This window comes from Streptomyces sp. NPDC040622, from assembly GCF_055593965.1.
Window position 1 is genome coordinate 304,559 of sequence record NZ_JBVIXD010000002.1, and the last position, 12,525, is coordinate 317,083.

The following is a 12,525-nucleotide window of genomic DNA, read 5'->3' on the forward strand; positions in this document are numbered from 1 at the left end:
ACGATTCCGGGTTCGGGGCCTGAGATCTCGTATCCCCTCATTGCGGTTCACCTACGGCACGTATCGTGAGTGCTTGCGGACCGTACGCAGCCGCAACGAGCCGCAAGACGAACGGAATTGACCACCCGGGCGGACGGGGGAGGCGTCGTGGACGACTACGCGGGGCGGGTGCTCGCCGACCGCTACCGCCTGCCCCTGCCGCCTTCCGACGAGTACGAACTCGCCGAGTCCCGCGCCTTTGACACCTACAGCGGGCAGGAAGTCCTGGTCAGGCAGGTGCCGCTGCCGGAGATCGTCGAGGCGGAGGTGCTCGACGAGGACGACCTGCCCGAGGGTTTCGTGCCACGGGCGGGCTCCGGCGGGAGCGGGGTGCGGCGGGCCGGGGCGCGGACGACGCGCAGGCCCACGGATCCGGCGGTGCGCCGTGCCATCGAGGCGGCCCAGACCGCCGCGCAGATACCCGACCACCCTCGGCTCGACCAGGTCTTCGACGTGTTCGCGGAGGGCGGCTCGCTGTGGATAGTCAGTGAGTTGGTGGCGGCACGGCCGCTGGCCGCGCTCCTCGCGGACCGGCCCCTGAGCCCCTACCGGGCGGCCGAGGTCGCGGCGGACGTCCTCGCGGCACTGCGGGTGCTGCACGCGTACGGGTGGGTGCATCGGAACATCACCGCGCGGACGGTGCTGATCTGCGACGACGGCCGCGTGATGCTGACGGGCCTCGCGGCGGGGGCGGCCGAGGAAGCGCTCTGTGGGTACGACCCCCGGCCGGTGGAGGCGGGGGAGGCGGCAGGCTCGGCGGGGTCGGTCGGGAACGTGGCGGGGTACGCGGGGGCTTTGGAGGCGGCCGGAGCTTCGGGTTCTCCCGGCGCACCAGGTGCCTCTGATTCTCCGGGTACTTCAAGTTCTTCAGGTTCGCAGGGTTCTCAGGGTTCGCAGGGTTCTGCGGGTTTTTCTGGTGCTGCCGGTGGTGCCCCGTTCGGGAGCAGGGGGCAGGAGAGCGACGACGTGGCGCTCGATCCCGCGCCGGAGTCCGCGGGCAGGGACGCGCGGGGCGGGCGTGCGGAGGGGCGTACGGGCGCTGTGGCGGCGTATCGCGCCGGGACGCGGGCCGCTGCCGCACGGGTGTCCGAGGAGGCCTCCGGTGACCGTGAGGCCGGGACGCCCGGCCGGATCTCGGATCCCTACGGCGTGGCGGAGCGGAAGCCCTGGCACGGGGCGGTGCCGCGGGCCGGGGCGCCGACGGCGCGGGGTACGGACGAGGCGGGGGCGCAGGCCGCCCGCCGGGGGACGATCGGTCATCAGCGACCCGGCTCGGAGCGACCCGGCTCGGAGTGGTCCGGTACCGAGCGGCTGTCTGCTGTCACCGAGGGGCGCGGGACGGCACCCGCGAAAGGGCCGGGCTACGGCACCGGAGACGGCAACGACGGCGGGTACGGCGACTGGCGGGGGACCGCGCAGAGCGCCCCGCACGAGGCCCCGCACGAGGCCCCGCACGAGGCCCCGGACGGGGCCCCGCACGGGCGCGGCGGCTGGGACGACGGTGCCGCCGAAGGAACGGCCTTACGCGGCCCCACCACCGCCCTCGCCGCCGAGCGTGCCCGGCACGCCCGCATGGTGGTCGTCGGCGCCGTCACCGAGCGCTGGGCGCCCGAGCAGGCAGGGCCCGTGCACGAGAACTGGCAGCTGGCCGCGCCGATCGGGCCCGCCACCGACCTGTGGGCCCTGGGCGCGCTGCTGTTCCGCGCCGTGCAGGGCCACGCGCCCTACCCCGAGGACAGCTCGGCCGAGCTCGTCCAGCTCGTCTGCGCCGAGCCGCCCGCCTTCGCCGAGGAGTGCGGACCGCTGCGGCCCGTGGTCGAGTCGCTGCTGCGTCAGGACCCCACCGACCGGCTGGACTTCGAGGAGCTGAGCGGCTGGCTGCGCTCGCTGGTGCGGTCGGCGCCGGAGCCGGAGGCCGGGGCGCACGTCGTGCCGGTGCCGCCGTACGACGCGGGACGGCTGCCCGTCGTACGCCGCAGGGGCGAGGTCGTGCGCAAGCGCCGCGGAGCCGCGGCCGCGGCGGGCGGGCAGGGCGGGCACGGACGGCACAAGCGCGGCAGAGGCCGCGGCGGCAAGGGCAAGGGCGGCGCGGCGGCGGACGTGCGGTTCGCCTCGCCCATGCAGGCTCCTGACGGGCCCGGGGCGGTGCGGGAGCCCCGGCTGGCCCAGGAGTCGGGCCCGGTCCGTGAGGCCCGCCCGCGCCGCGAGCCACGGGCTTCCCGCGTGCCGCGCGAACCCCGCGGCCGTGCGCCGCAGAGCCAGTCCTCGTCCCGCGGACCGGCGCGCCCCCGCTCGCTGGGGCGGCTGATACTCGTCGCGATCCTGCTCGGACTGGTCGCGGCCATCGTGTACGCCATGGTCTTCATGCCCAAGACCGACGACGGGGCGTCGGGCGACCGCGCGGGGGCCGCGGGCGAGGTCAGTTCGGCGCCGGGGGCCGGCGACGGCAAGGGGAGTACCGGCCCCACGCACGATGAGGACCCCGGCGATGCCCCTGACAAGGGCGACGGCAAGGATGACGGCAAGGGCAGGCCCGACAAGAGCGGTTCGCAGGAGCCGCAGACCAGCGGCCCCGAGCTGCCGCAGGGGTTCACCCTGCGCAAGGACCCCGCGGGTTTCAGCGTCGCCGTCGCCAGCGGCTGGGACCGGCAGCCCAAGAACGGCCGGGGTCAGGTCCGTTACGCGCACGGCGACTTCGAGCTGCTGGTCGTCCCCGGCCGCGACACCACCGACGGGTACGGCAGCGATCCCATGAAGTACCAGCGCGAGCACGAGCGGGAGCTGCAGCCGTTCCGTGACTCCTCCTGGGCCACCTCCAGCGGCATGCGACGCATCGACGTCGGCGGACGGGCGATGGCGGAGGGCCAGTTCACCTGGCAGGACGACGCGGGCCGCGAGGTCTTCGTACGCAATCTCGCGATGGTCGTCGGCGGCAGGTACCACGTGGTGCAGCTGCGTGGGCCCGAGGCCGAACGGGACGAGGTGACGCGGCTGTACGAGCAGGCGTCGGCCACGTACAGGGCCACCGGCTGACGACGTACAAGGCCGACCGCCGACCCCGTACGACGTCGCCGGTCGTGAGGCCCCGGGGCTGTCGCAACCGCCGTCCCAACCGCCGTCCCAACCGTCGAATCCGGCACTCTGGACATGAACGGCATGCGTCACAGTGCGGTCTCCGAAGCCCCCCTGTGGTTCCCTGCGCGCCCGCCGCTCCTTAACCTGGCCCTGTCAAGACCATTGTGGGGGAACGTGAATCAGATGCAGGGCCTGGTCCTCGCGGGCCGCTACCGACTCGCTGAGACCATCGGCCGCGGTGGCATGGGACGGGTGTGGCGTGCGCAGGACGAGGTGCTGCACCGTGCCGTCGCCGTCAAGGAACTGACGGCCGCGCAGTTCGTGCAGGAGGCGGACCGCGCGGTCCTCTTCACGCGTACCCAGACGGAGGCGCGGGCCGCCGCCCGCATCAACCACCCCGCCGTCGTCACCGTGCACGACGTCGTCGAGTACGACGACCGGCCGTGGATCGTCATGGAGCTGGTCGAGGGCCGTTCGCTGGCGGACGCCGTGAAGGACGACGAGCGCGTCGAGCCCGTCGAGGCCGCCCGCATCGGCCTGTGGACCCTCAAGGCCCTGCGCGCCGCGCACGCGGCCGGGGTCCTGCACCGCGACGTCAAGCCCGGCAACGTCCTGCTCTCCGACGACCGGCGCATCCTGCTCACCGACTTCGGGATCGCCGCGATCGAGGGGGACTCCACGGTCACGAGGACCGGCGAGGTCGTCGGTTCCGTCGACTACCTGGCGCCCGAGCGGGTCAGCGGCGGCAACCCAGGACCCGCGTCCGACCTGTGGGCACTCGGCGCGACGCTGTACACGGCGGTCGAGGGCTTCTCCCCGTTCCGGCGCACGTCGCCGCTCGGCACCATGCAGGCCGTGGTCACGGACGAGCCCGCGACGCCCCGGTACGCGGGGGTCCTCGCCCCGGTCATCGACGCGCTGCTGCGCAAGGACCCGGAGGCCCGGCCGTCCGCCGAGGAGGCCGAGCACATGCTGGCCGAGGCGGCGGAGGGGCGGCGGCCGCATCAGGCGCAGGCGTACGTCCCGACGCAGGTGCACCCGGCCGCGGGGGAGGCGAAGGACCCGAGGGGGCCGGGACAGACCCCCGCGCCGTACACCCAGGACCCGCAGAGCTCCCAGAGCCTGCAGCACCCTCAACACCCTCAACACCCCCAGCAACCCCAGTACCCCCAGAGCCACGCCGCGGCCCAGCACACGCCGCCGTACGCCGCTCAGCACACGCCGCCCCACGCCTCGCCGTACACGCACGGCCGGACCCCCGTCCCGGGCAGCGGCAGCGGCAGTGCTCCCGACCTCCACACCGTCGTCAGCGGCGGCGCGGGCGCGCGTGAGCGCCGCCGATGGCCCGCGATCGTCGCCTTGGTCGTCGTGGCCGCGCTGCTCGGCGGCGGTGGCGTCTTCGGCTATCTGCACTTCTCCGGCGGCAGTTCGCAGTCGCAGTCGGAAGACGGCGGGGACGGCAAGCAGGTGGGCGGCATCCCCGGCGACTGGGAGCGGGTGCACGACCCCGAGGGCTTCAGCCTCATGCTGCCCAAGAAGTGGCAGCGCAAGGCGGACGGCAACCAGGTCGACTACACGCCCGACGGCGGCCGCACCTTCCTGCGCATCGCCGTAGACAAGAACCCGCAGTTCGAGAGCTCCTACACCCACCAGGTGTCCCTGGAGAGGGGCCTGAAGGTCAAGCTCCCCAAGTACCGGCGGCTGCACCTGAACTCCAACAACTTCCGCGACCAGACGGGTTCCCTCTGGGAGTTCAGCTGGACGGCCGGCGCCAGCGACACGACCGCGGGGCCGCGCCGGGCCATCGAACAGACCTATCTCAGCCGTGACGGCGTGGAGTACGCCCTCTACATGTCGGCGCCGGCCGAGGGCTGGGACGACACACGGGAGCAGTTCGACGCGATACTCCGGGGCTGGCGGGAGGCCTGAGCGCCCGCGTTCACTGCAGGGAAGCCCGGTGACAGCGGCCGGAACCCGCCAGCGGCCTCGTTCGGACCCATTCCGTTCGCACACGTGTGGGGCATGATGGCCGCATGGGGAGCCTGGGAGACCGCGCCGGTGGGGCCGGTTCCGGCGGGGGTGGCGTCGGCATGGGCGGCATCGGCGGGGGCAACCGGCGTGTGATCGCGGGGCGTTACCGTCTTGAGGCGCGGCTCGGCCGGGGCGGCATGGGCGTCGTGTGGCGGGCCACCGATCTGCTCCTGGAGCGCCAGGTCGCGGTCAAGGAACTCGCGCGCGACGAGGCCCTCTCCGATGCCGAGGCGGAGCAGCAGCGCGAGCGGACCCTGCGCGAGGCGCGGGCGGTCGCGCAGCTTCGCCACCCGCACGTCATCGTCGTCCACGACGTCGTCGTGCAGAGCGAACACCCGTACATAGTGATGGAGTTGATCGAGGGCGGCTCGCTGGCAGGGCGCATCGCGCGGGGCGGTCCGCTGGACGTGCACGACGTCGCGCGGATGGGCATCGATCTGCTCGGCGCGCTGAGCACCGCGCACGAGGCGGGCATCCTGCACCGCGATCTCAAGCCCGCCAACGTCCTTCTGGAGCGGGCCACCGGCCGTTTCGTGCTCACCGACTTCGGGATCGCGCAGCTCTCCGGGGCGACGACGCTCACGGAGGTCGGGTCGTTCGTGGGCTCGCCCGAGTACACCGCGCCGGAGCGGATGGCGGGGGAGCGGACGGGGCCCGAGTCCGACCTGTGGTCGCTGGGCGCGCTGCTGGTCACCGCGCTGACCGGGGAGTCGCCGTTCCGGCGCGACTCGATCGGCGGCGTCCTGCACGCGGTCGTCTACGACGACATCCGCCCGCCCGCGGCCGCCGCCCCGCTGCTGCCCGTGGTGCTCGGCCTCCTGGACCGGGACCCGCGCCGGCGACTCGGCGCGACGGAGGCGGAGGGGCTGCTGCGGGCGTACGTCGAGACGGGGCGGATGCCGGCGGCGGGGCGGGAGCGGCCGGGGCTCTCAGGGCTCTCAGGGATCTACGGGAGGCCGGGGAGACCGGGGAGGACGGGACAGCTGCGGAGGCCGGGGAGGCCGGGGCGGCGCGGGAATCCGGGGTCCCGGTCCCGGCCGGAACTTTCCGTGGGCGGCACCGCACCCGGGCGCGCGAGACCGGGCGGCAGGCACGGCAGGGTCGTCCTGATCGCCGCCGCGCTGGTGGCCGCGATCACGGGCGCCGGGGTCTCCGCCGCCGCGCTCCTGATGGGGCGGGACGACGACGGCCGCACGCCGTCCTCGTCCTCCTCCGCGTCGCAGGGCTCGCCGACGCCGACGGTCACCGTCACGGACCGCACACCGCGTCCTTCGTCGCCCGAGGCACCCCAGGGCTACCGCATCGCGAAGGACCCCGAGGGCTTCGCGCTCGCCGTCCCCGAGACCTTCCGGCGCACGACGGACGGCCCCCGCGTCTACTACGTGTCGCCCGACGGCACCTACCGCATCGGCATCAGGCAGTCCGGACGATTACCGGGCGGCCCGCTCGCGGTGCAGCGCCGCGCCGACGCCGACGGTCCGCGGAGCCGTCCCGGTTACCGCGACGGCCGGGTCACGGAGACCACGCGCAACGGCAGACCGGCGGCCCTGTGGGAGTTCACCGGGGACGCCGCCGCCGGGGAGAAGGGCGACCGGCGCACGCTCGACCTGTGCTGGGAGGAGCGCGGCAGGACGGTCGACGTGTGGGTATCGGCGCCGGTCGGGGAGGCGGCGCAGGCGAGGCGGTACTTCGACGCGGCGGTCGACACGTTCGTACGTCGGTGACGTCCGGCCGCCCGTGCATCACCCCGGTCACAACTGCCGGGCCTGGCTGGAAACAGAGGTGCCCGGCAGGGTAGTCATGGGGGCATGAGTAACGACGGGGGAGCCTCTTACGGGCCGTACGAACCCACCAGCTTCGGCCTTCAACCACCACAACAGCCGGGCGTACCGGGGCAGTCCGGCCAGGATGGTGGTGCTCACCCCGACAACCCGTACGCACAGCCGCAGGGGCACGCGCAGTCGCCGCAGCAACCGCAGCAACCGCAGCAACCGCAGCAACCGCAGTCGCAGCAGCCCGCCGCCCCCATCCCGCCCCCCTCCCCGCACGCCCAGCCCACTCAGGTCGTGCCGCACCGGACGGCCGAGCCCGATCCGGGCGCAGGCCGGCTGATCGCGGGCCGCTACCGGCTGCTCGCCAAGCTCGGCCACGGCGGCATGGGCACGGTCTGGCGCGCCAAGGACGAGACGGTGGACCGCGAGGTCGCCGTGAAGGAGCCGCGCGTCCCCGACCACCTGCCGGAGCGCGAGCGGGCCAACGCCTTCGAGCGGATGCGCCGCGAGGCGCGCGCCGCCGCCCGTCTGGACCACCCGGCCGTGGTCAACGTCCACGACGTGGCGGTCGAGGACGGTCAGCCGTGGATCGTGATGGAGCTCGTGCAGGGCCGTTCGCTCGGCGCCGCGCTCCAGGAGGGCACGCTCGGCGCCCGCGAGGCCGCCCGGATCGGCCTGGACGTCCTGGCCGCGCTCGACGCCGCGCACCAGGCCGGCATCCTGCACCGTGACGTGAAGCCCGACAACGTCATGCTCGGACGGCACGACCGCGTAGTCCTCACCGACTTCGGCATCGCCCAGATCGAGGGCGAGACGAACCTGACGGACACCGGCGGCTTCGTGGGGTCGCCCGAGTTCATCGCCCCGGAGCGGGTGCTGGGCCAGCGGCCGGGACCGGCCTCCGACCTCTGGTCGCTGGGCGTCGTCCTGTACGCGGCCACCGAGGGCGTCTCGCCGTTCCGCCGCAACAACACCCCCGCGACGCTCCAGTCCGTCCTGAACGCGACGCCCGCCGCGCCCGCGTCGGCGTCGGGGCCGCTCGCCGAGGCGATCACCCGGCTGCTGGCCAAGGATCCGGCCCAGCGCCCGAACGCCGCCCAGGTCCGTGCGCTCCTGGAAGCGGCGGCCAAGCCCGCGGAGCCCGTCCCGACGCAGGTCGTGACGGTCGCGGGCGGTGGCGCCGAGGGGCGGAGCGGCAAGGGTGTCTTCCTGAGCCGCAAGGCGCTGGCGGTCGTCGCGGGCGTGGCCGTCGCCGCCGTGGCGGCGGGCGTCCTGGTCGCGGTGAACCCCTTCGGCGGCTCGGACGCGGAGGGGTGGGAGAAGCACGCGTCCAAGGAGCTGGCGGCGACCGTCGCCGTGCCCGAGGGCTACAAGAAGTCCGAGGACGACAACTCGGAGGCGAAGAAGCACTGGGTCCAGTTCACCGACGCGAGCGGCAGCGTCTGGATCAGCCTGTCCCTCGACAAGAAGTCCGAGGACAACGGTGAGATCGCCGGGACCGCCGCCGCCGAGATGTACGACGACGACGCGGACTTCAAGGAGTCCGGCAGCTACACCCTGGGCATGGCTTCCGACCCCGCGCCCAGGACGTCGCCGGAGGACACCACGTACCAGGGGGAGAAGGCGGCGGAGAACACCGTCGTGCACTCCTCGGCCGACAGCCAGAACCCCCTTCCCCGGGAGCTCAAGGCCTTCTACTACAAGACCAAGTCCGGCGACATGTACAAGCTGGTGATCGGCTACCCGGGCAAGGGCGACTTCACCGCCCGCGGCCGTGAGGTCGCCGACCGGGCGATCGCCGGCCTGGAGATCGACACGCTCTGAACCCGTCCTTCGGCACCGCCCTCCCCGACGTACGGAAATCTGTCGGCGGAGGGCGTTCGTGTCTGACAACCCCCTGATCAGCGGCTTTGCCGCCAGCAATCACTGGCGTCATGTGAGTGACCGGTGAAGCCCATTACCGATGGGTACCCAAAACCCTGACGTGCGCCTACTCTCACGAGCATGACGGACTTGCAGGCCATCGCAGCGCCCCTCGGAACGAACCCGACCGCACCGGCCCCCGACGGCGCGCGCACCGCCGCCGACGTGGTCACGCCCGAGCTGATCGCCCAGCTCACCCGGGACGTCATCGGCTCCGGGCGCACGGCCAACCACTCGCCGCTCACCGGCGAGAAGCTGGCCGACCTGCCCGAGTCCACCCCCGAGGACGTGACGACCGCCTTCGAGCGGGCCCGTACCGCCCAGATCGCCTGGGCCAGGACGCCCGTGAAGCAGCGCGCCGCCGTCCTGCTGCGCTTCCACGACCTGGTGCTCCAGCGCCAGGCCGAGGTCCTCGACCTCATCCAGCTGGAGACCGGCAAGGCCCGCCTCCACGCGCACGAGGAGGTCCAGGCCGTCGCGGTCGCCGCCCGGCACTACGGCCGCAAGGCCCCCGCGTACCTGAGCCCCAAGCGGCACACCGGCGTCGTCCCGACCCTCACCAAGGTCACCGAGAACCGCCAGCCGCGCGGTGTCGTCGGACAGATCGCCCCCTGGAACTACCCGTTCGAGCTGTCCATCGGCGACGCGCTGCCCGCCCTCGTCGCGGGCAACGCGCTGGTGATGAAGCCCGACACCGAGACCTGCCTCACCGCCCTGTGGGCCCGCGACCTCATCATCGAGGCGGGCCTGCCGGCCGAGGTCTTCCAGGTCGTCCTCGGCGAGGGCCCGGTCGTCGGCCCCGAACTCGTCAAGCACGCCGACTACGTCTCCTTCACCGGCTCCACCCGCACCGGCCGCGAGGTCGCCCAGGGCGCCGCCGCCCGCCTGGTCGGCGTCTCGCTCGAACTCGGCGGCAAGAACGCCATGCTGGTGCTGCACGACGCCGACATCGACAAGGCCGCCGCCGGCGCGCTGCGCGCCTGCTTCTCGTCCGCCGGCCAGCTCTGCATCTCCATCGAGCGTCTCTACGTCCACGAGTCGATCGCCGATCGGTTCGTGGCGCGCTTCGCGGAGCGCACGAAGGCGATGCGGCTCGGCACGTCCCTCGCGTACGGCGCCGACATGGGATCCCTCGTCGGCGAGCGCCAGCTGGAGACCGTGACCCGGCACGTCGACGAGGCCGTCGCCAAGGGCGCCACGCTCGTCGCCGGCGGTGTCGCCCGGCCCGACATAGGCCCCTACTTCTTCGAGCCGACGATCCTGGACGGCGTCGAGGCCCCGATGGCGGTCTGCACCGAGGAGACCTTCGGTCCGGTCGTCTCCATCTACCGCTTCACCGACGAGAACGAGGCGGTCGAGCTCGCCAACGCCACGTCGTACGGCCTGAACTCCTCCGTCTGGACGAGGGACGGACGGCGCGGCCGTCAGATCGCCGCCCGCCTGCGCACCGGCACCGTCAACGTCAACGAGGGCTACGCGCCCGCCTACGGCAGCGTGCAGTCCCCGATGGGCGGCATGAAGGACTCGGGCCTCGGCCGCCGGCACGGCTCCGAGGGCATCCTCAAGTTCACCGAGGCGCAGACCGTCGCCACCCAGCGCATCATGCCGCTGGCGCCGTCCTTCGGCCTGGACGACGAGAAGTACGCGGCGTTCATGAGCACGAGCCTGAAGGTCATGAAGGCCTTCCGCCTGCGCTAGCCGAAGCCTCGCGAGCCCCGCGCCCGCGCCAGTTCTCAACGAGGAGAGTCAATGTCACAGGAGAGCTCTGCCCACAACCGGGCGGGCGACGACGCTTCGTACGACTACGACGTCATCGTCGTCGGCAGCGGCTTCGGCGGCGCCGTGTCCGCGCTGCGCCTGACGGAGAAGGGCTACCGCGTCGGCGTCCTGGAGGCGGGCCGCCGCTTCACGCGCGCGACGCTGCCCAAGAACTCCTGGGACCTGAAGAACTACCTCTGGGCCCCCGCGCTCGGCCTGTTCGGCATCCAGCGCATCCACCTGCTCGGCAATGTGATGGTGCTGGCCGGCGCGGGCGTCGGCGGCGGCTCCCTGAACTACGCCAACACCCTCTACGTACCGCCGGAGCCGTTCTTCAACGACCCGCAGTGGAAGGACATCACGGACTGGCAGGACGAGCTGCGCCCCTACTACGAGCAGGCCAAGCGCATGCTCGGAGTACGGCTCAACCCGACGATGACGCCCTCCGACGTCCATCTGAAGGCCGCGGCCCAGGAGCTGGGGGTCGGCGACAGCTTCCACATGGCCCCCGTCGGCGTCTTCTTCGGCGACGACGAGGACGCCGACGGACGCGCGAAGACCAAGCCGGGCGCGGAGGTTCCCGACCCGTACTTCGGCGGCGCGGGCCCCTCCCGCCGCGCCTGCACCGAGTGCGGCGAGTGCATGACGGGCTGCCGCCACGGCGCCAAGAACACCCTCAACGAGAACTACCTCTACCTCGCGGAGAAGGCCGGCGCGGTCGTCCACCCGATGACGTCGGTCGTCGCCGTCACCGAGGACTCGCAGGGCGGCTTCGCCGTCGCGACCCTGCCCACCGACGACAAGCGCAAGGGCAAGGGCCGTACGTTCAAGGCCCGCAAGGTCGTCGTCGCCGCCGGCACCTACGGCACGCAGACGCTCCTGCACCGCATGAAGGACAACGGCCTGCTGCCGCACCTCTCGCCGCGCCTCGGCACGCTCACCCGCACCAACTCCGAGGCGCTGGTGGGCGCCCAGACCACCGACCGCCGCTACCGCAAGCGGCACGGCACCGAGAAGGCCGACTTCACCAAGGGCGTCGCGATCACCTCGTCGATCCACCCGAACGACAGCACCCACATCGAGCCCGTCCGCTACGGCAAGAAGTCCAACGCGATGGGCGGCATGACGCTGCTCCAGGTCCCGTACACCCTGAAGGGCGGCAAGGCCCGGGTCGCGGGCTGGCTCGGCAACATGGCCCGCCACCCGCTGCTCGCCGTGCGCTCGCTCTCCAACCGGCGCTGGTCGGAGCGGACCATCATCGGCCTGGTCATGCAGTCGCTCGACAACTCCCTGACCACGTACCGCAAGGAGAAGGGCATTGGGAAGGGACTGCTCACCGCCCGGCAGGGCCACGGCGCGCCCAACCCGAACCAGATCCCCGAGGCCACCCGGGCGGCGACGATCCTCGCCGACGAGATCAACGGCTTCCCCGGCTCGAACATCGGCGAGCTCATGGGCACCCCGCTGACCGCGCACTTCCTCGGCGGCTGCCCGATCGGCGACTCGGCGGACACGGGCGTCATCGACCCCTACCACCGGCTCTACGGACACCCCGGCATCTCGGTCGTCGACGGCGCCGCGGTCTCCGCGAACCTCGGTGTGAACCCGTCCCTGACGATCACCGCGCAGGCCGAACGCGCCATGTCGTTCTGGCCCAACAAGGGCGGCGAGGACGCGCGTCCGGCGCAGGGCGGGACGTACGTGCGGCTCACGGCCGTCGCGCCGAAGACTCCAGCGGTCCCCGCGGACGCCTTCGGCGCGCTGAAGCTGCCGTTCCTGGGGATGCCGACGGTGCCGGCCAAGAAGTAGCCCGCAGCCGCCCGCCGGACACCCCTTTGGACCCACGCGAGGACTGGGCCCGCGGCGAGGACTGGACCCACGCGAGGACCGGACACACGTAAGGACCTGCGCCCCCCTCCGAGCGCAG

At 73.0% G+C, this 12,525-nt stretch carries 6 protein-coding genes; all 6 read left to right on the plus strand.

The features are described from left to right. Positions 1 to 147: 147 nt before the first annotated feature. The 6 genes from ACZ592_RS05845 (at position 148) to ACZ592_RS05870 (ending at position 12,407) form a co-directional block, all read left to right on the plus strand. Positions 148 to 3,072: a protein kinase gene (locus tag ACZ592_RS05845; protein WP_471580245.1), complete on the plus strand. Its 2,925-nt coding sequence runs from the start codon at positions 148 to 150 to the stop codon at positions 3,070 to 3,072. Between the two features lie 225 nt (positions 3,073 to 3,297). Further along, on the plus strand, positions 3,298 to 5,043 hold the full coding sequence (locus tag ACZ592_RS05850) for a serine/threonine-protein kinase (RefSeq protein ID WP_471580718.1): 1,746 nt from the start codon (positions 3,298 to 3,300) through the stop codon (positions 5,041 to 5,043). Positions 5,044 to 5,204: 161 nt separating this feature from the next. Continuing rightward, entirely contained in the window at positions 5,205 to 6,869 is a 1,665-nt protein-coding gene (locus tag ACZ592_RS05855; RefSeq protein ID WP_471580719.1) for a protein kinase domain-containing protein, read from the plus strand. 84 nt (positions 6,870 to 6,953) lie between these two features. Further along, complete coding sequence (locus tag ACZ592_RS05860) at positions 6,954 to 8,741, plus strand: serine/threonine-protein kinase (RefSeq protein ID WP_471580246.1); 1,788 nt, start codon at positions 6,954 to 6,956, stop codon at positions 8,739 to 8,741. A gap of 180 nt (positions 8,742 to 8,921) precedes the next feature. Next, positions 8,922 to 10,538: a succinic semialdehyde dehydrogenase gene (locus ACZ592_RS05865; protein ID WP_471580247.1), complete on the plus strand. Its 1,617-nt coding sequence runs from the start codon at positions 8,922 to 8,924 to the stop codon at positions 10,536 to 10,538. A gap of 51 nt (positions 10,539 to 10,589) precedes the next feature. Continuing rightward, a complete protein-coding gene (locus ACZ592_RS05870) occupies positions 10,590 to 12,407 on the plus strand; it encodes a GMC family oxidoreductase N-terminal domain-containing protein (RefSeq protein ID WP_471580248.1) in 1,818 nt (605 codons plus the stop codon). Positions 12,408 to 12,525: the final 118 nt, after the last annotated feature.